Raw genomic sequence first — 19436 nt, 5'->3', positions numbered from 1 at the left:
ACGTATTTGATCGGATTATGACCGCAAAAGAAAAACATCAAAGTTCCAATGTAGCGCTGCCCCGCCATGTCGCTATGATCATGGACGGCAATGGCCGTTGGGCAAGAAAGCGGGGCTTGCCGCATATTGCGGGCCACAGGGCGGGTGTCGAGGTAGTTCGTCGGACTGTTCAGGCCTGTGCTAGAAAGGGGATCGAAGCACTAACGTTATTTGCATTTAGTAGCGAGAATTGGGGGCGGCCTAAACAAGAGATTGGGCTGTTGATGGAATTGTTTATGACTTCCCTTCAGCAGGAGGTACGCGATCTAAGTGACAACGATATCCGACTTCGTTTTATTGGAGATCGAGGCGCATTTTCCACTCAGTTGCAACAGTCTATTCACGAAGCTGAACGTCTAACATCAACAAATCGCGGGCTGAACTTGATTATTGCCGCAAATTATGGAGGCCGTTGGGACATCACGGAGGCAATAAGGAAGCTCACGCGTGATGTGGTATCGGGTGATGTTTCGCCTGAGCAGATTAAGCCAGAGGTTGTTCGCGCATACATTTCTTTGAACGACTTGCCGGAGCCTGATCTATTTATTCGCACCGGCGGTGAGAGGCGCATCAGTAATTACCTGCTTTGGCATCTTGCATACACCGAACTGTATTTCACGGATTGCTTGTGGCCTGATTTTGGACCTCAGCAGTTCGACGCCGCCCTCGCGTGGTTTTCCACGCGTGAGCGCCGATTTGGTCAAACGAGCGAGCAAGTCGAGCAAGCCGAGCACGCAGAGGGTGCTTAGAGCGCGCCTGCTAACAGCTGCAGTCCTTATCCCGCTTGTTGTATGGGGGGTCATTGCGCTACCTCATCCTGGGTTTGTCACATTACTGGCCGGCATTGTTCTACTGGGGGCTTGGGAGTGGGCAGGCCTTTCGGGCTGGTCTAAGCGATATCAACGCCTGGGATACCTGTTGCTCGTTTTAAGCGCAGTTTTAGGTGCGAACTGGCTGGTCAATGTGCCCTGGGCTAGGCGTTCCTTCCTGATTCTGTCGCTATTCTGGTGGCTAACTGCCTTTCTGTGGGTGGTTATCTACCAGCGGGGCAAAGACACGTTACCACGCTCACCTGTGGTATTGGGCTTAGCAGGTATCTTGGTCATGATCCCTGCATGGCTTGGCCTCGCAACGATCCATAACAGCAGCCCTGATGGGCCGTACTGGGTCGTACTCTTGCTCATATTGATCTGGTGTGCGGATTCAGCTGCCTTTTTAACGGGTAGTCTCTGGGGAAAGAGGCACCTAGCAGACAGGGTGAGCCCCGGTAAAACCTGGGAAGGGGTAGCTGGTGCGGCATTGGCGGCAACTTTGCTGGCGTTAGCGTATGCTATGTTCAATAACCTGCAGCTTGGTAACGTGTTGTTGCTGATAGGATTGTTCCTTGTGACGGTTTTCTTCTCCATCGGCGGCGACCTGCTCGAGAGCCTCGTTAAGCGTTGGGCGGGTGTCAAAGATAGTGGTGATCTCTTACCGGGACACGGCGGAATGTTGGATCGCATAGACAGCCTCATGGCAGCGGCTCCGGTTTTCGCGCTGGGTCTCTCGCTTTTCGGTGGAAGATTGTGATCGGCGTTACCATCCTGGGATCCACCGGGACGATAGGCGTCAATACGCTCGACGTATTGGCACGCCACCGTGCGGAGTTTGAGGTCGTCGCGCTTACAGCGAACAAGGACGTAGAACGCCTCGCTGAGCAATGTCTGGCCTGGTTCCCTAAGTATGCGGTTATGGCGAATCCGGACTCTGCCGAACAATTGCATCGCACGCTGCGTAATCAGTGCCCTGATGTGCAAGTACTTTCAGGGATAAGCGGGTTAGAGCGCGCAGCGAGTCTCCCTGATACGGATTACGTGATGGCGGGGATTGTAGGTGCGGCAGGTCTGTTGCCGACGCTCGCTGCTGCGCGCGCAGGCAAGCGTGTGTTGCTGGCCAATAAGGAAGCACTGGTAATGGCCGGTAAGCTGTTTATGGATGTCATACGGGAAAACGGTGCTGAGCTATTGCCGATCGACAGTGAACATAATGCTGTATTTCAGTGTATGCCCGGCAACTATCATAATGGCCTTGAGCGAGTCGGTGTGAGTCGAATTTTGCTTACCGCATCAGGCGGACCCTTTCGAACGGTGCCTTTATCTGAGCTGCAGCACGTTACTCCAGAGCAGGCCTGTGCTCATCCAAATTGGGTCATGGGCCGAAAGATCTCGGTGGATTCCGCCAGCATGATGAATAAGGGACTTGAAGTGATCGAGGCCTGTTGCCTTTTCGATACCACACCCGAGCGCGTGCACGTTGTTCTGCACCCCCAGAGCGTCATCCACTCGTTGGTGGAGTACGTCGATGGGTCTGTACTTGCCCAACTCGGCAACCCCGACATGCGCACGCCAATCGCCCATGCCTTGGCGTGGCCCAAGCGTATGCATTCCGGCGTTGATCCCCTGGATCTATTCGATGTGGCGCACCTTGACTTTGAACGCCCAGATCTTGAGCGATTTCCCTGTCTGAAGTTGGCGCGGGACGCTGCTCAAGCGGGCGGAACAGCGACTGCTGTGCTTAACGCGGCGAACGAGGTAGCCGTTCAGGCGTTCTTGGACCGCCGGCTAAGCTTCATTGATATTCCACTCATTATTGAGTCGACACTCACTGTAGTTAATGGCTGCGATGCATCATCCCTGGATGCGATCTTGGCGGATGATGCTAAGGCTAGGGACTATGCGGCCAGTGTCGTCCAGGAGCATGCACTGTGATTGATTTCTTGTATTCAGCAGGCGCTTTTGTTCTTGCTCTCGCTGTATTGATCACGATTCATGAGTTCGGCCATTTCTGGGTGGCGCGAAAGCTTGGAGTTAAGATCCTGCGGTTTTCTGTCGGCTTTGGAAGGCCTCTGTGGGTACGTCGATTCGGTAGCGATAATACCGAGTTCGTCGTTGCGGCGTTGCCTTTAGGGGGCTATGTGAAGATGTTGGATGAACGCGAAGGGGAAGTCGCCCCGCAGGAGTATGGCCGGGCCTTCAACCGAAAGCCACTGGTCTTGCGCACGGCCATCGTACTTGCTGGGCCTCTGTTTAACTTCTTATTTGCCATCGTGGTTTATTGGTTGATGTTTTCAATCGGCATAGCTGGCATAAAACCCATTATCGGAGAGGTGATCCCGTCGAGCAGAGCTGAGCAGGCCGGTTTTCAGCCGGGACAAGTAATCGTTGCGGTGGATTCGCGCCCGACACCGACATGGGGGGCGGTACTGTCAGCCACGGTCGGCAAACTGATCGATGCAGAGACGATCGTCGTTGCGGTGCGCCAAGAGGCTGGGTTGGAGCGCGAATTGGTGATCGATCTTGAGGGATTATCCCTTGATGATTTCGCAAGAGGAGGGGTGTTTGAGCTGATCGGTCTACGGCCTCTTCGACCCAGGTTGCCAGCGGTTATCGAGCAAGTTCTCTCAGGTGGCGCCGCCGAGACAGCCGGCCTTAAGACGGGTGATCGAATCCTATCAGCGGACGGTCAGAGCATAGAGTTTTGGGATGGCTGGGTGAAGTATGTCCAGGCGCGGCCGGGAGAGACCATGCGCGTGGAAGTCTTGCGTGGTGGAGAGCAGCTAATGCTTAACCTTAGGCCGGATGCGATTGAAACGGAACATGGCCAAATTGGCCGTATCGGTGCCAGCGTTCACCAGCCAGAAGATTTCGAGCGCTCGTTCTCGGCCGTGGAGCGTTACCCTCCATTGATTGCCCTTGGCAAGTCATTGGAGAAGACGTGGGAGATGTCAGCGCTCACATTACGGATTCTTGCCAAGATATTGTTTGGCCAAGCATCCGTGGAGAATTTAAGCGGCCCTATCAGTATTGCCCAATATGCAGGTATAACCGCCAGTATCGGTCTCGTGGCGTTCCTTGGATTCCTAGGGATAGTCAGCATCAGTCTCGGTGTCTTGAACCTCCTGCCCATCCCTTTACTAGATGGCGGCCATTTAATGTATTACCTTATAGAATTCGTCAAAGGGAGCCCAGTGTCCGAAGCGGCACAGCTGGTTGGCCAGCAAATCGGGCTAGCCGTGCTTTTGGGAGTGATGGTCCTTGCTTTTTATAATGACATTGCACGTCTCATGGGCTGATGGGCAGATGGATAACAAAAAACTTAAAAGACAGATAGATGCATGGATTTGTTAAGAATGTAGTTTATCTGTTTGTCGTCTTTTATCTATGCCAGTCCAGCGTACTCGCCATGGAGAGTTTTGAGATTGAGGACATACGCCTAGAAGGTCTAGAGCGTATAACACCCGGCACCGTCTTTAATTATCTGCCAGTGAAAGCGGGCGACACCTTTGATGAGTCCCGCTCAAGTGAAATCGTACGGGCATTGTTCAAGACTGGCTTGTTTAAAGATGTTCGCTTGGAGCGTGATGGGAACATTTTAGTCGTCATTCTTGTGGAGCGCCCAGCCATCGGCGATATCACAGTGACCGGAAACAAGGACCTTAAAACTGAAGATCTGCTGGAGGGGCTTAAACAGATCGGTTTTGCGGCAGGTCGAGTTTATGATGCGGCGTTGCTTGATAAAGTTGAACTGGAGCTGACACGGCAATATTTTTCCCTTGGCAAGTACGGTGTGAGGATTAAAACGTCGGTCACCACAGTAGATGAGAATCGCGTCGATGTGAGCATTGATATATCTGAAGGTCAGGTTGCGAAGATCGTTCAAATTAACATCGTTGGTAACACGGTCTTTAGCGAAAAGCGACTATTGAAAACGTTTAAGTTGACTACTCCGACGCTTGTATCGTTCTTTACAAAATCTGACCAATATTCAAGGCAGAAACTTACTGCAGATCTTGAATCTCTACGCTCATTCTATCTCGATCATGGTTATATTAATTTTAATATTGACTCTACGCAGGTATCGATTACACCGGACAAGAAGGATGTGTATTTAACGGTCAATATCACCGAGGGCGATGCTTATTATATTTCAGAAGTCAAACTTGCAGGCGATCTGATCGTTCCACCCGAAGATTTATATGGGCTCGTGGTTATCAGACAAGGGGATCTTTTCTCACGCAAGACGCTTACAAAAAGCAGTTCTAAGATTACAGAACGTCTCGGAACTGATGGCTATGCATTTGCGAATGTCAATGCGATTCCAGCGATAGATAATGAAAACAAAACTGTTGCGATTACGTTCTTCGTTGATCCGGGGAAACGAGTTTACGTGCGTCGAATAAGCTTCACAGGGAATACAACGACGCGGGACGAAGTATTGCGGCGGGAGATGCGACAGCAAGAAGGCGCTTGGATGTCAACGAGCAAAGTAGAACGATCAAAAGTTCGCTTGAACAAGCTCGGTTACTTCAAGGAGGTTAACGTGGAGACGCCGGCCGTACCCGGTTCAACGGACCAAGTGGACGTGAATTTCTCGGTGGTAGAACACTCTACGGGCAATCTTGGCCTTGGCGTGGGGTTCTCGCAGACCTCGGGTATTATCTTCAGCACGAGTATCACGCAGGATAATTTTCTAGGTAGCGGGAAACGGATTAGCTTTGGATTTGATAACAGCGAAGTGAACCGGCGGTTTCAATTTGGACTCTGGAATCCCTACTGGACGATCGACGGTGTAAGGCGGGGATTTCAAGGTTTCTTCCGGAAGACTGATGCCGAGCAGGCAAACGTCACGGCGTTTAATTCAACAGTCTGGGGTGGCGGTGTTACATTTGGGATCCCTGTCACAGAGTTTAATCGCGTGAGATTAGGACTTGACTATGAGAACACCACGATTGACTTAGATCCCTTCACTGCTGCGGATGAGATCATCGAGTTTGTCGAACAGAATGGCAGCCAATATGATACGTTACTTGCCACTGGGGCCTTTTCTTATGATACCCGCAACTCGGCGCTATTGCCGGATCGTGGCGCACTACACAGTCTTGTTGGGGAGATCGCAACGTCCCTTGGTAGCTTGGAGTACTACAAGCTCGCCTATCAGACCCAATGGTTCTATCCCTTGATTGAGGAGTATACCTTGCTGCTGAAGGGTGATTTCGGATGGGGTGATGCCTATGGGGATACTAGCGAATTTCCGTTTTTTCAGAACTTTTATGCAGGCGGTCCACGGTCAGTGCGGGGCTACGAAGAGAACACTTTGGGCCCGCGAGACTCCAGGGACCTGCCTATTGGCGGTAATCTAAAGCTGGTCGGCAATGCCGAGGTTATTATACCGGTGCCGTTTTTGCGGGATATCAAGTCCATTCGGCTGTCTGGTTTCGTAGATGGGGGCAATGTCTACAATTCGCAAGACAATATCGATCTGGGCGAGCTCCGCTACGCTGCAGGTCTTGGAGGGATCTGGATCTCTCCCTTTGGCGTACTTTCCCTGAGTATTGCCCAGCCGATTAATGATCAACCAGGTGATGAGATTCAGCAATTTCAGTTTACTTTTGGGACCACATTCTAGTTGATTGGAGTAGAGCTTTGAAAAATACCATCTCTACATTATCGCTGATATTCGTGGTTTGTCTTTTGGTCTTTTCCCCCGGTGGTTATGCGGAGAACTATAAATTAGGTGTTGTTAATGCCGTAAGGGTCCTGGAGGCAGCGCCTCAAGCAGAACATGCGAGGACAAAGCTTGAAAAGGAGTTTGCTTCAAGAGATCGTGAACTTGTCGCAGCGCAAAAGCAGCTCAAGCAATTGGAAGACCGCTTGGCCAAGGATGGGGCGATTATGGGTGATGCGGAGCGCACGAAGGTTGAGCGTGATGCCCTTAGTAAGAAGAGGGAACTGAAACGAAGCCAGGACGAATTTCGTGACGATCTGAATCTGCGCCGGAATGAGGAGTTCAGCAAGATACAAAAGCTTGTCGTCGAGGCGATTCAGGCGGTAGCACAACAGGGGCAATTTGATCTGATACTGGGTGAGGGTGTCATCTTTGCGAGCAATAAAGTTGATATTACCGATCAGGTCATCCAGCGACTCAAGCAAGACTACCAGGCGAAGGTTGGGAACGAAGGGAAGATGGGCGGTAAGTAATATTGAGGAAGACGGGTGATTACCTGCACGCTGGCTGAGCTTGCGGACTTTATCAAGGCGGAGTTGCACGGCGATCCCGAATGCCGCATTAAGCGGATTGCAACGCTCGAGGCCGCCCGCGAGGGTGATGTGACTTTCTTATGTAACCGCCGCTACCAGAAATACCTCAATGGGACCGGTGCCTCTGCAGTAATTTTGTCAAGTGAAAATCAGGCCGCTTGTCCAACAAATGCGTTGGTCACGAGCAATCCGTATTTGGCCTACGCCCGCGCGATAGAACTATTAAACCCAACAAAGGCGGTCCAGCCGGGTATTCATCCAAGCGCCTCGGTGAGCCCAGACGCTGAATTGGATACGAGCGTATCGATCGGCCCACAGGCGGTGATTGGCGAAGGGGCGCAGATCTCTGCTCGTGTGTTCGTTGGTCCCGGCTGTGTCATCGGTGAGAACGTGCGCATCGGCGAAGATACTCGGTTGGTTGCAAATGTGACGGTGTTGGATGGGACTGTCATTGGAAGACGAAACATTATTCATCCGGGGGTGGTAATCGGTGCTGATGGATTTGGGATGGCAAATGATGACGGTATATGGGTAAAGATTCCTCAGATTGGCAATGTGATGATCGGCAATGATGTCGAGATCGGTGCTAATACAACGATTGACAGAGGCGCTTTGGGAGACACAATCATTGAAGATGGCGTAAAACTCGATAATCAGATTCAGATCGGCCACAATGTGCGTATTGGCGCCCATAGCGCCATCGCAGGGTGTGTCGGCATTGCCGGTAGCACCACGGTTGGGAAGCGATGCACGATTGGCGGGGGTGCGGGTATCGGGGGGCACATTGATATTGCCGATGATGTTGTTATCACCGGGATGTCCGCCGTAGGGAACTCAATCAAGAAACCGGGCGGTTACGCCTCAAGCATTCCAGTGGCGGAGCATCGCATTTGGCGGAAAAACATTGCCCGTTTTCTCCACTTAGATGATATGGCGCGACGGCTTATAGCGTTGGAGAAAGACGTAAAGGACTGAAAGCGATGTTGGTTTATTGTTTGTGAGCTGTAGATTGCAATGGTGATTCGGAAAAACAAACTGAGTCGCATGCGCACGATGGATATTCACCAGATCCTGGAGCGCCTCCCCCATCGCTATCCATTTTTGTTGATTGACAAGGTATTGGACTGCGAGCCGGGCATGTCCCTCGTCGCAGTCAAAAACGTTACGATTAATGAAGCATTTTTCCAGGGCCATTTCCCCCCTCGACCGGTAATGCCGGGTGTATTGATCCTTGAATCCATGGCGCAAGCGACCGGGCTCCTCGCCTACATCACGTTGGAGGAACCGCCTGACGAAGACTCCATGTACTATCTAGTTGGTATTGACAAGGCGCGGTTTAAGCGCCCTGTAGAACCTGGCGACCAGCTTGTCATTGACGTCAGACTCATGCGAGAGCTCAGAGGAATTTGGAGATTTACGGGCACCGCACGAGTGGATGATCAGCTTGTTGCAAGTTGCGAATTGATGACAGCAAAGACGGATAATAGTTCTTGATCGATCCGCGCGCTATCGTTGATCCGAGCGCTAGGATCGCCGAAGGCGTGCAGATCGGCCCCTACACGATCATTGGTGCAGATGTTGATGTCGGAAAGGGCACTTGGATTGGACCTCACGTAATAATCCAAGGGCCAACCCGTATCGGGGCCGATAATAAGATCTTCCAATTTTGCTCGATCGGCGGTGATCCCCAGGATAAGAAGTACGGGGGCGAACCTTGGACAACACTTGAAATCGGCGACCGCAACCTAATTCGTGAGTATTGCACCCTGAACCGGGGAACGGTTCAGGGTGGCGGTCAAACGAAGGTGGGCAACGACAATTGGATAATGGCATATGTCCATATCGCGCACGACTGTCACGTTGGCAATCATGCTGTATTTGCTAATAATGCAACGTTGGCTGGCCACGTAATAGTAGAAGATTATGCGATCCTCGGAGGGTTTACCGGCGTACACCAATTTTGTCGAATTGGCGCCCATAGTTTTTCTGCAATTACATCGGTCGTAGTCAAGGATTTACCCCCCTTTATGATGGTATCCGGCAACACCGCAAAAGCACGTGGACTCAATCGAGAAGGACTTAGACGCAACGGTTTCAGTACGGAAACAATCAATAATTTGCGAAGGGCCTACCAAGTGCTTTATCGACAGAAGTTGACCCTTGCAAAGGCGCTTGGGGAGTTGGAAGATCTCAGTGAAGCATGTCCAGAGGTCGATCAGCTGGTTCAATTCGTGAGACAGTCCAAGCGTGGGATAGTACGTTAGGAGCCGCCTGCGCGACGCAAGCGCCTACTAACCAGTAATGTGGCATTTTTACCCGCTCTGATATGCCGTCAGTGAACCACGCATTGTCAGGCATCTCTTGTCCTGGTTAGGCGGGTTTACCCTGAGTTTTCCCGGGGGTTCGAATTCTTGTATCGGGCAGGGCATGTGTTAGTGGCTGAGTGGATTCCTAAACCCATGTACCATCATAGGGCTCTGCGAAGGCTGGCCACTCGAGCTGGCACGAATACCGTTTCAAAGCGTCTGAGGTGATGACAGGGCACCGCAGACTCCAAAATAATGCGGATCAGTTGCTTACCGCAGGTGTAGATGAGGCCGGGCGTGGCCCGCTTGCCGGGCCCGTCGTCGCGGCAGCCGTCATACTGGATCCTTTGGCACCGGTCGATGGGCTCGCCGACTCGAAGTTACTCAGTGCCAAACGCCGGGCAGCGCTCGCGCAAGAAATCTCAGAGACCTCACTTGCTTGGGCACTGGGCCGTGCCGAGGTGGAAGAAGTTGATGCGCTAAACGTTCTTCAGGCAAGTCTTTTAGCCATGAGTCGTGCGGTGCAAGCATTGGCTATCAAGCCCCACCGCGTTTTGGTGGATGGAGGTTACTGCCCACAGCTACCATGTAAGGCAGAGGCCATCATTAAGGGTGATCTCCGGATACCTGCCATCAGTGCCGCCTCCATCATTGCCAAGGTGGCCCGTGACCGGGAAATGGCCGCAATGGATGAACTTTATCCCGGCTATGGCTTTGCACGACACAAGGGATATCCCACCCGTGCGCATCTTGCAGCCTTGGCTGAACTGGGTATATCCCCGATACATCGACGCTCGTATGCACCCGTCAAGCGCTACTTGCAAATGCGTGGCTGACTGCTGAGACTAGCAATATGGATGCGAGCTTCGTTCACCTGCGTGTGCACACAGAATTTTCCATTGTCGATGGACTGGCGCCGATCAGGCCCTTAGTCGGGGCTGTCGTTGAAGCGGGGATGCCGGCCATAGCCGTTACTGAACAAAGTAATCTGTTTTCAACGGTAAAGGTCTATCGGGCAGCCCAAGAGCTCGGCGTGAAACCCATCATCGGTGCGGAGCTGAGAGTTTTCAATGAGAAAAATGCCGAGCACCCAAGCTGCATCGTTGTCCTTTGCCAGGAGCTCACCGGTTATCGCAACCTAACGAAGCTTCTGACTCGAAGCTATACGGAAAGTCAGGTCAGTGGCAGGCCCTTAGTGTGTCAGCACTGGTTAAGAAAGCATGGTGACGGACTGATTGTGTTGTCGGGTGGGAGTGAAGGCGATATTGCTCACGCACTAGCAAGCGGCAACGTAAAGAGAGCGAGGCAATTACTATCTGAATGGAAGGAATTATTTCCGGATCGGTATTATATCGAGTTGGAGCGAATCGGTCAGCCAGGAGAAGAAGACTATATCCATGCTGCCATTGAACTTGCCCTAGCCGAGGATGTACCAGTATTGGCGACTAATAATGTCCGCTTCTTAAATGCCGAGGATTTCGAGGCCCATGAGGCGCGCGTATGTATCCAGGAAGGGCGTACGTTGGCGGATCCTCGTCGGCCTCGCCTTTACACGCGGCAGCAATATCTCCGTAGCCCAGAGGAGATGGTAGAGCTCTTTGCTGATATCCCTGAGGCAATTCAGAACACACTCGCCGTTGCACAACGCTGTAATGTCGACTTGAGTCTTGGTGATTACCACCTTCCAGATTTTCCAGTGCCGGAGGGTTACAGCCAGGAAGAGTGGTTGCGGCATGAAGCACTTAAGGGCATGGAACAGCGCTTGGCCGCACAGATTCAAATAGGTGCGCCTGAATCTGCACAGACCCGAGAAACTTACTTTTCGCGCCTTGAATCAGAACTTGATGTCGTTACGAGTATGGGTTTTTCGGGATACTTTCTGATCGTCGAGGACTTCGTTCAGTGGGCTAAGGATCACGGCATTCCCGTAGGTCCTGGACGTGGTTCAGGAGCCGGATCACTTGCCGCTTATGCGCTTGGAATTACAGAGTTGGATCCTATTCAGTATGACCTCCTGTTTGAGCGGTTCCTTAATCCAGAGCGCGTGTCACTGCCTGATTTTGATGTTGATTTTTGTATGGATCGGCGCGACGAAGTCATCGAGTACGTGGGACAACGTTACGGGCGTGAACGAGTGTCTCAAATCATTACATTCGGGACTATGGCGGCAAAGGCCGTTGTACGTGACGTCGGACGTGTGCTTGGCTATCCCTATGGTTTTGTCGATCAAATCGCAAAGCTTATTCCTTTTGACCTCAATATGACTTTGGATCGGGCTTTGGATGAGGAGGAAGCGCTCCAGCGCCGTTACGTGGAAGATGAGGAAGTACGGGTTCTTATTGATCTCGCGCGCAATCTTGAAGGGCTGACGAGAAACGCAGGTAAACATGCAGGTGGAGTGGTTATTGCTCCTTCCACACTGACTGACTACATGCCACTTTATTGCGAACAAGGATCTAGCAGTGCAGTTACCCAATTTGATATGGGGGATGTAGAAGCTATAGGACTGGTCAAGTTTGATTTCCTTGGATTGAGGACGCTCACGATCATCGATTGGGCCGTGCGTGACATAAATCGCAGGCGGAATGAAGTAGGTGAAGCTAGGTTAGATATCGCACGTGTTCCGTTGGATGATCCGAAAACTTTCGAACTGATCATGCGGGGCGAGACGACAGCCGTCTTTCAACTAGAATCCCGCGGAATGAAGGAGCTTATCAAACGTCTTCAGCCTGATGTGTTCGAAGATCTCATTGCCCTTGTAGCGCTGTTTCGGCCGGGACCTTTGCAATCTGGCATGGTTGATGACTTTGTTGATCGCAAGCACGGACGCGCACAGGTGGAATATCTTCATCCCCGAATCGCATCCATATTGAAACCGACGTATGGCGTCATACTGTATCAGGAACAGGTAATGCAGATTGCCCAAGTGCTGGCTGGCTATACGTTAGGTGCTGCTGACCTGTTGCGTCGTGCCATGGGGAAGAAGAAGCCGGAGGAGATGGCAAAACAACGTGAAGTATTTATCGAAGGTTCAATGGCTCGCGGGATAGATCAACACAAGGCGAGCTGGATATTTGATCTGATGGAAAAATTTGCAGGCTACGGTTTCAATAAATCCCATTCCGTCGCCTATGCGCTAATCGCTTATCAGACGGCGTGGCTTAAGGCACATTATCCGGCTGCGTTTATGGCCGCTGTACTGTCCGCAGATATGGATCATACAGACAAAGTAGTAACACTGATTGACGAATGTAGGCGTATGCAGATAAAGGTTTTCCCCCCGGATGTCAATCTCTGCGGATATGCTTTTATGGTTAATGATGCGTCAAGTATCGCATATGGACTTGGAGCCATTAAAGGTGTGGGTGAGGCGGCGATTGACGCTGTTGTACAAGAGCGAAAAAGCAATGGCCCGTATAGAGATCTCTTTGACATTTGCCGCCGCATTGATCCTAAAAAGGCCAATCGACGCGCGGTCGAGGCCATGATCAGAGCAGGTGCTGTTGACGGCTTGGGACCTGGCCGTAGCGTCATGATGGCATCTCTAGATAATGCCTTTCAGATCGCCGAACAGCACTTAAAGGATCATGTTAGTGGCCAGAATGATCTATTTGGGCTAAATGCGGATGGCGGCGTCACACAAACGGGAAGGGCTAAAAAACCCCTGTCTCCACCGTTTGTGATGGTTCCAGAGTGGTCCGACACACAGCGGCTTGCAGGTGAAAAGGAAACCCTAGGTTTGTATCTAACCGGACATCCCATCGATCGTTATGAGACTGAGCTTTCTGCAATGACCACCGGTTGTTTAATCGATCTGAAGGGAGCGCCCAAGCAAAGCGTTATTATTGCTGGCCTGGTAATGACCATACGAACAAGGAACAGTCGTCGAGGTCGAATTGCATTTGTTTCATTGGATGATCGAACAGCGCAGGCGGAACTTACGCTGTATTCCGATGTCTTTCGGCGCTACGGTAGTTTAGTGGTCAAGGATCGACTCATCGTGGTGGAGGGTAGCGTGGGCGTAAATGATGATAGTGGGCGGAACACTATTACAGCTGCCAAAATCTACGATATTGACCAAGCTCGGGCGACCTTTGCGAAATGCTTGCTAATACATATCGAAACCAACTCTACCGGTAATGGATTCGTCAGGGAACTGAAGGAGATTCTAAATCCGTTTAGGGAGGGTCGATGTCCAGTCGCAGTCCATTATCTAAATGCCCGCGCTGAAGCCCATCTGCGGTTGGGCGAGCAGTGGCGGGTTACTCTTACTGATAGCTTGCTGGATACACTTAAGGCCACCTTTGGTGAACGGAGTGTTCAGATTGAGTACTAAACTCATAGGCGTGCGTTTTCTGCTTGTCAGGCGGGTAATTTGGCTGTAAGTTTATTAAAATCACGCTGTTAGAACTCATATTATACCATGAACCTGAAATTGAATTTTCTCGACTTCGAGCAGCCGATTGCTGAGCTAGAGGCGAAGATTGAAGAGCTCCGCTATGTTGGTAACGACAAGGGGATCAATATCAATGAGGAGATTGCTCGGTTACAGAAGCGCAGCAGAGAGCTCACGGAAGCCATTTTTTCATCGTTAACTGCCTGGCAGATCTCGCAAATTGCTCGCCACCCGCAACGCCCGAATACACTTGATTATATTGAGCGGATCTTCTCGGACTTTAATGAGTTACACGGCGATCGGAGTTACGCGGATGATCCGGCCATTGTCTGTGGCCTTGCGCGTCTCGAAAACCGATCCGTCGCCATCGTGGGGCATCAAAAAGGAAGGGATACTAAGGAGAAAATCCACCGTAACTTTGGAATGCCGCGTCCGGAAGGTTATCGGAAGGCGCTAAGGGTAATGCAGTTAGCCGAGCGCTTCCACCTTCCGATTTTAACTTTTATTGATACGCCTGGAGCCTATCCGGGAATCGGTGCAGAAGAGCGAGGACAGAGCGAAGCTATTGCTAGGAATCTATTCGTCATACCCGGTTTAAATACCCCTATCATTGCAACGGTTATCGGCGAAGGCGGATCGGGCGGAGCGTTAGCAATAGGTGTCGCGGATTGGTTAATGATGTTGGAATACAGTACGTATTCGGTTATCTCTCCAGAGGGCTGTGCCTCGATCCTATGGAAGAGCGCGGAAAAGGCTGCTGAGGCCGCCGAGGTGATGGGAATTACTGCGAAACGGCTGCTAAAGTTAGGGCTTATTGATCAGATAATCAGCGAACCCTTAGGGGGCGCCCATCGTGATGTTGATAGTATGGTTGAAACGGTTAAAGCGTCTCTCATTCAGGCTCTGGAAAGGCTAGCAGAACTGGACAATCCAGATCCTGAACATCTGCTTGCGGCGCGTCGAGCACGATTGATGCAGTATGGGCACTACACTGAATAAGGCTGATAAGGTGGCTAATCGCGTCTATAGAATGGTAGTTCAGGGTGGCTCAATCGTCTTTTTCCCCTCTGTCGCTCCTTAAGATCCTAAAGGGTCTGCCGCCAACGGCCTGTTACTGGATTGCCTACAGCGGCGGGATGGACTCCCATGTCCTGCTTCATGCGATGCATGTACTGTCACCGCACCTCGGTGCATCGGAGGTAAAAGCAGTCCATATTAATCATGGCCTGAGCGACAAAGCTGGTAGCTGGAGCCGGCACTGCGAGCAAGTATGTCGAGGGCTAGCGATACCGTGTGAGATTATCACCCTAGGCGGTGAACGGCCTGTTGGTCAAAACATCGAGGCCAAGGCCAGAGAACTGCGTTATCGAGCGCTTGCATCCGTAATGGACCAAGGCCACGTGCTTTTAACGGCCCATCATCAGGATGACCAGGCGGAGACCGTTTTATTGCAACTGTTGCGTGGTGCCGGCCCGCGCGGGCTTTCAGCAATGCCAGCCTGCATCGAGTTTGGGAAAGGGTGGCTGATCCGTCCTCTGCTCGCGTTCTCGCGAGAGCAGCTCACGCTTTATGCTCATGCGGAACAGCTTCAGTGGATCGAGGATGAGAGCAACGTCGATATGCGATTTGGGCGCAATTACCTGCGGCGCAATGTCATGCCCATTTTGCGGGAGCGCTGGCCAGGAATGGGGAATACCCTTACACGTGCGGCTCGCTACCAGTCAGATGTAGCGGTGCTCATAGAGCAGCTCGGGGAACGTGACCTGGATTCGGTGTATGACGCGGAGCGCCGTACGCTGTCGGCAAAAGGTCTTCGTCAGCTGAATAAGGTTCGCAGAGAGCTCGTCGTGCGAGCGTGGACGCGTTTGCTCAGATTGCCGACGCCGTCCGCGGATCATGTACGGCATATCCTTACAGATATCGTGGAATCTTCGTGGGATGGTATGCCTTGCGTCGCTTGGGCTGGGGCTGAGGTACGGAGATATAGGGATGCGATCTATGGGATGCGACCACTCCCGAAAATTGATCCTTCCCTTGCGCTGTCATGGAATTTAGTCAAGCCACTGAAACTTTCCACCGGCACCCTGGAAGCAAAGCGCGTAAAGGGATCAGGTATTAAGATGACTTATTGCCGGGATGGTAAGGTCAGTGTTCGTTTTCGCAGGGGCGGAGAACGCATTCGTCCCGCTGGACGTTTGCATACACGCCCCCTGAATAAGTTATTTCAAGAAGCGGGGATTCCGCCCTGGCAACGGGATCGGATCCCGCTCGTTTATCTGGAGGATGACTTGGCAGCTGTCGCAGGGCTTTGGATCGGTGACACTTTTAAAGCCGATGACCAGGAAGAGGCCTGGAAAATTAACTGGGGTGCAATCGATGCCGTACTCGATCCAGTTGGGGCACCGGGAAAGCGTACGCGCGGATAGAATTTTTGAATGGCAACTTTCAGTGGCGGCATTCGCATTTGTGCTGTATGCGGGATCCGCAGCATAAAATAGATACTAACGGACTATGTGGGTAACGTCGTCGGTGGTGCACAACAGCAAGTTTTTTGTCAGCTGTCTTTTACTTGGCATGTGGTGGGAAATGGCTCTGTGGGCGGCGCCCTTAGACACGAAACTGAAAGACCTGGATGGTTTGGATCATCAACTGGGTGAGTATATTGGTCATGGCAAGTGGGTCATATTCAATGTTTGGGGACCTAAATGTCCACCGTGTATTGATGAGATGCCAGAGCTCACCGCATTCCATGATGATCATCATGATACTGACGCAGTCGTAATTGGCCTAGCGCTCGATTTTCCCAGTTTTGACAATGCCAATGCTGAGGACGTGGCCGTCTTTGTTGACGACTATTTTGTGAGTTTTCCTGTGCTACTGGGAGACAGGCAGATTGCCTCTCGGATTGGTGGAAAGCCATTAAGAGGGATTCCTACGACGTTCATATTTTCGCCTCAAGGAAGACTGGTTCATATCCGGTACGGCCCGATGACACAGAACGAGCTGGAGAACCTCATCGAGACCCTGGCTACGGACATTGCTCGTTAAGCGTGGCGTCAGAAAGCTATGTCATTAGCGTGTTCAGTCCAAACACCATAAATCGCATACGGTTATGGCCCCTTAGTGTGTAGCCTCAATGTAGCCTCTTCAACTGGATAGTCGCCTGCATCGAACGTAAAGCGAAGACGCACGTCGCCCATATCAATGATATCTCCCTCGGCAAGACTGCAGCTCTTTACCTTTTTATCGTTTACATAAATGCCATTCAGTGAATCGAGATCAACAATTCTATAGCCTCCGTGGTGCGTTTGGTGGATCTCCGCGTGTCGGCTTGATATGGAGTGATGTTTAAGCACCACTTCGTTATGCTTGCTGCGCCCGATGCGCCAGGTTGAAGCCATAATAGGATATCGGGTCTCATCATGACCTTGCAGGACGAGATGGGCAGAAGGCTTTGCCGCCTGGTGAATGCGTTCCACCTCACGGCGGTGCCAAAGAAATCCCAGAGCCCCGATTGTCAGAAGGACCAGAATGATCACCGCTATGGGGATGCTGTACCAGAGCCATCGCTTGCTTGAAGGTGTTTGATTCGCCACCTGAATTGTTTGGTGGCCAGGTGCTGACGGATCTTTGGACACCGTTACAATTGTTGGAACTTGCTTAGCATTGGCCACACTGTCGTAGCCGGGAAGACGAAACTCAGCCAATGGCAAGGCCGGCACCGTGACATCAGTGCTCAGCATCGTCCCTGGTGAAACAGTTGGAGCGTATGCTAACAACAGTAGGTTTAGCGTAAGTATGAGCGAGGTAACGGAACGTATCATCCCATTACGTCATTTCTCGGGAAAGAGCGGATCTGGTAGATCGTAAAACTGTACGTTTATACTTTTTTGTCCAGCCCGTTGCGCATCTAGAGGGGTTACTAGTGGCCCATCCCCGGGGTTCTCAACTTCGCCAAGCTGCGGCATACCTTTACTGATCTTCGTCTGCGCTGAAACAATCTTTTCATGTAATTCCAAAGAGTATTGCAGCCGGTAGGCGCGGGGAGGCATGGGATTAACCAGGTTCTCCATATCGGTTAACCAGAGGAAAATCTTACCCGGTGCGCCGGTTACCTTGCTAGGTTGTTCGGCGTATGCAGAGATTAGCTGAAACCGCTTTGGCAATTGGGCAGCGGTCGGCCAACCTAAAAGGGGCGGAAATGAAAGGTAAGTAATAATATAAAAGAGTGACGTTGCCACAATTGTGCCGGCCTTCATCTTCCATGACCAGCTTGAGTAGAGCAGCAAGCTGAGTAACAAAAGCGCGATGAGCACGTATGCTGCAATTAGTCCGCCTATTCCGAGCGTTACCATTTGCGTACTCCTGTAACTACCCGAGTATCACGAGCTTTTTTGGCACGAAGTTGATGTCCTTAACCTGGTGATCCGGGCCAATCGTAAATCGGACGGCTGTCTTTTCGTCACCCTTTTTATCAAGTATGACAGTGCCGTAGTATACAATTTCCAGCGTGGGATTTACTTTAGCGACCTTAATGGTGGCCGTGACAGGTTGAAGCGTCTCAGACGCGTAGTAGTGTAGATTTACGATGTACTCCCCGGTAACCACCCCGCGTATTGTAACCACTTCTTGGTTTAGTGGATTTTGTATCTCTATGCCATTGATCATAAGTGTGTCATTAATTGTGCCACGATCATCGCGATCCAGGTGCAACAGGCCAGCTTCAGGGTTACGGAACCAGATGATGTCTCCGCTGGGATCCTCAACCCAAGTATCTATATCATCTGGATTGTTGTCGGGCCAGCTCACAGTGATCATATATTCTGCCTTCGGATCAATGATGCCCGACTTGGCCTTCGGGTTCATGAACATGATGGCAATCAAAAAGAGGAAGGTAAAACCCAACAATGCATTGAACAAGAGATCGGTGAAGGGATCCGATGAATAACGACTTCGTGCGTTCATGTGATCAGAATTTTCCGTAGTATAACGGAGTGCCTACCGAGCTCGTATCAGAGTGGGCAATATGAAGACTTCAGTAAGGCGGGTAGTCCTATCGATTAACTCGTCAGCACCACGATCCATCATATGGTATTGAGCCGCCAGTAACATGCTAGCCACCAAGCCGGCGAGCGTCGTGTACAAAGCTGTTCCCATGCCACTACTCATGTCCGTGAGAATCTTTTGCATTGTACTGACGTCAAAGTCTGAGGTTCCTGCAACAGAGCCAAGCATGAGGATGAACCCGATGATTGTGCCAAGCAGGCCCAATTTCAAAGTAATGTCAGCTATAAACCAGCCAATTTCATGGGGCCCTTTGAGCTTGCCTGCATAAAGTTCTGTCAGTTCAGATTTGAATGCTTCCGCATCACTAGACCGTCGTGTGCCGCTGACCTTGCGCAGGAGGTCGCCGATGTAGTCGGTAATCAAACTATCTGGTAAGGGACGCTGGCTAGTCACGTGAACACGCGCGTTGATGAGCTGCAATTTCATCGAGGGTTGACTGCGTATGATGGCCTCAACTGCTTGTGCGTAGTCAGTTTGGGCGGAGATAAAGTAGGCACGCCTTGCACAGTGGATTGTTGTAGTTATATACAGAAGGACGATCCCGACTGAGAT

At 51.3% G+C, this 19436-nt stretch carries 18 protein-coding genes; 14 read left to right on the top strand and 4 right to left on the bottom strand.

Annotation, left to right across the window (positions count from 1 at the left end; translation table 11 throughout):
- The first annotated feature begins 17 nt into the window (after positions 1-17).
- The 14 genes from uppS (at position 18) to O6944_02220 (ending at position 16865) form a co-directional block, all read left to right on the top strand.
- Positions 18-788 (top strand): polyprenyl diphosphate synthase, encoded by a 771-nt coding sequence (uppS, locus tag O6944_02285; GenBank protein MCZ6717968.1) that lies wholly within the window; start codon positions 18-20, stop codon positions 786-788.
- Complete coding sequence (locus tag O6944_02280; protein MCZ6717967.1) at positions 724-1608, top strand: phosphatidate cytidylyltransferase; 885 nt, start codon at positions 724-726, stop codon at positions 1606-1608. Before uppS ends, O6944_02280 begins: the two co-directional genes overlap by 65 nt.
- Positions 1605-2786, top strand: coding sequence for a 1-deoxy-D-xylulose-5-phosphate reductoisomerase (ispC, locus tag O6944_02275; GenBank protein MCZ6717966.1), 1182 nt, complete (start codon positions 1605-1607; stop codon positions 2784-2786). Before O6944_02280 ends, ispC begins: the two co-directional genes overlap by 4 nt.
- On the top strand, positions 2786-4150 hold the full coding sequence (rseP, locus tag O6944_02270; GenBank protein ID MCZ6717965.1) for an RIP metalloprotease RseP: 1365 nt from the start codon (positions 2786-2788) through the stop codon (positions 4148-4150). The genes ispC and rseP overlap by 1 nt, the downstream gene beginning before the upstream one ends.
- 38 nt (positions 4151-4188) lie before the next feature.
- The gene (bamA, locus tag O6944_02265) at positions 4189-6483 is read left to right on the top strand and encodes an outer membrane protein assembly factor BamA (GenBank protein MCZ6717964.1); all 2295 of its coding nucleotides are present in this window, start codon (positions 4189-4191) and stop codon (positions 6481-6483) included.
- Positions 6484-6500: 17 nt separating this feature from the next.
- On the top strand, positions 6501-7055 hold the full coding sequence (locus O6944_02260; protein ID MCZ6717963.1) for an OmpH family outer membrane protein: 555 nt from the start codon (positions 6501-6503) through the stop codon (positions 7053-7055).
- Positions 7056-7073: 18 nt separating this feature from the next.
- Entirely contained in the window at positions 7074-8090 is a 1017-nt protein-coding gene (lpxD, locus tag O6944_02255) for a UDP-3-O-(3-hydroxymyristoyl)glucosamine N-acyltransferase (protein ID MCZ6717962.1), read from the top strand.
- A gap of 39 nt (positions 8091-8129) precedes the next feature.
- The gene (gene fabZ / locus O6944_02250; protein MCZ6717961.1) at positions 8130-8609 is read left to right on the top strand and encodes a 3-hydroxyacyl-ACP dehydratase FabZ; all 480 of its coding nucleotides are present in this window, start codon (positions 8130-8132) and stop codon (positions 8607-8609) included.
- On the top strand, positions 8606-9379 hold the full coding sequence (gene lpxA / locus O6944_02245; protein MCZ6717960.1) for an acyl-ACP--UDP-N-acetylglucosamine O-acyltransferase: 774 nt from the start codon (positions 8606-8608) through the stop codon (positions 9377-9379). The genes fabZ and lpxA overlap by 4 nt, the downstream gene beginning before the upstream one ends.
- Positions 9380-9648: 269 nt before the next feature.
- On the top strand, positions 9649-10257 hold the full coding sequence (gene rnhB, locus O6944_02240; GenBank protein MCZ6717959.1) for a ribonuclease HII: 609 nt from the start codon (positions 9649-9651) through the stop codon (positions 10255-10257).
- A gap of 17 nt (positions 10258-10274) precedes the next feature.
- Positions 10275-13757, top strand: coding sequence for a DNA polymerase III subunit alpha (gene dnaE / locus O6944_02235; protein MCZ6717958.1), 3483 nt, complete (start codon positions 10275-10277; stop codon positions 13755-13757).
- A gap of 93 nt (positions 13758-13850) precedes the next feature.
- Positions 13851-14816 (top strand): acetyl-CoA carboxylase carboxyltransferase subunit alpha, encoded by a 966-nt coding sequence (locus O6944_02230; protein MCZ6717957.1) that lies wholly within the window; start codon positions 13851-13853, stop codon positions 14814-14816.
- Between the two features lie 44 nt (positions 14817-14860).
- Entirely contained in the window at positions 14861-16243 is a 1383-nt protein-coding gene (gene tilS, locus O6944_02225; protein MCZ6717956.1) for a tRNA lysidine(34) synthetase TilS, read from the top strand.
- Positions 16244-16328: 85 nt separating this feature from the next.
- Positions 16329-16865, top strand: a complete 537-nt coding sequence (locus O6944_02220) for a TlpA disulfide reductase family protein (GenBank protein ID MCZ6717955.1) — start codon at positions 16329-16331, stop codon at positions 16863-16865.
- Positions 16866-16927: 62 nt separating this feature from the next.
- Here O6944_02220 and O6944_02215 read toward each other — a convergent pair whose 3' ends face one another.
- The 4 genes from O6944_02215 to O6944_02200 form a co-directional block, all read right to left on the bottom strand.
- Positions 16928-17560 (bottom strand): FHA domain-containing protein, encoded by a 633-nt coding sequence (locus O6944_02215; GenBank protein MCZ6717954.1) that lies wholly within the window; start codon positions 17558-17560, stop codon positions 16928-16930.
- Between the two features lie 90 nt (positions 17561-17650).
- Complete coding sequence (locus O6944_02210) at positions 17651-18172, bottom strand: hypothetical protein (protein MCZ6717953.1); 522 nt, start codon at positions 18170-18172, stop codon at positions 17651-17653.
- Positions 18173-18188: 16 nt separating this feature from the next.
- On the bottom strand, positions 18189-18782 hold the full coding sequence (locus O6944_02205) for a hypothetical protein (GenBank protein ID MCZ6717952.1): 594 nt from the start codon (positions 18780-18782) through the stop codon (positions 18189-18191).
- Between the two features lie 33 nt (positions 18783-18815).
- The coding region (locus O6944_02200; GenBank protein ID MCZ6717951.1) for a MotA/TolQ/ExbB proton channel family protein at positions 18816-19436 on the bottom strand (621 nt) is incomplete at its 5' end.

The organism is Gammaproteobacteria bacterium (assembly GCA_027296625.1).
In the GTDB taxonomy this organism is placed as follows: Bacteria; Pseudomonadota; Gammaproteobacteria; order JAKEHO01; family JAKEHO01; genus JAKEHO01.
The sequence above is the reverse complement of the archived record's forward strand: the minus strand, read 5'-3'. Positions and strand labels throughout refer to the sequence as shown.

Bases quoted from the DNA above. Each gene is read 5' to 3' on its own strand.
- uppS (MCZ6717968.1), top strand. From the start codon at position 18: ATGACCGCAAAAGAAAAACATCAAAGTTCCAATGTAGCGCTGCCCCGC.
- bamA (MCZ6717964.1), top strand. From the start codon at position 4,189: ATGCATGGATTTGTTAAGAATGTAGTTTATCTGTTTGTCGTCTTTTAT.
- fabZ (MCZ6717961.1), top strand. From the start codon at position 8,130: ATGGTGATTCGGAAAAACAAACTGAGTCGCATGCGCACGATGGATATT.
- rnhB (MCZ6717959.1), top strand. From the start codon at position 9,649: ATGACAGGGCACCGCAGACTCCAAAATAATGCGGATCAGTTGCTTACC.
- dnaE (MCZ6717958.1), top strand. From the start codon at position 10,275: ATGGATGCGAGCTTCGTTCACCTGCGTGTGCACACAGAATTTTCCATT.
- O6944_02220 (MCZ6717955.1), top strand. From the start codon at position 16,329: ATGTGGGTAACGTCGTCGGTGGTGCACAACAGCAAGTTTTTTGTCAGC.
- O6944_02215 (MCZ6717954.1), bottom strand. From the start codon at position 17,560: ATGCTGAGCACTGATGTCACGGTGCCGGCCTTGCCATTGGCTGAGTTT.
- O6944_02210 (MCZ6717953.1), bottom strand. From the start codon at position 18,172: ATGGTAACGCTCGGAATAGGCGGACTAATTGCAGCATACGTGCTCATC.
- O6944_02205 (MCZ6717952.1), bottom strand. From the start codon at position 18,782: ATGAACGCACGAAGTCGTTATTCATCGGATCCCTTCACCGATCTCTTG.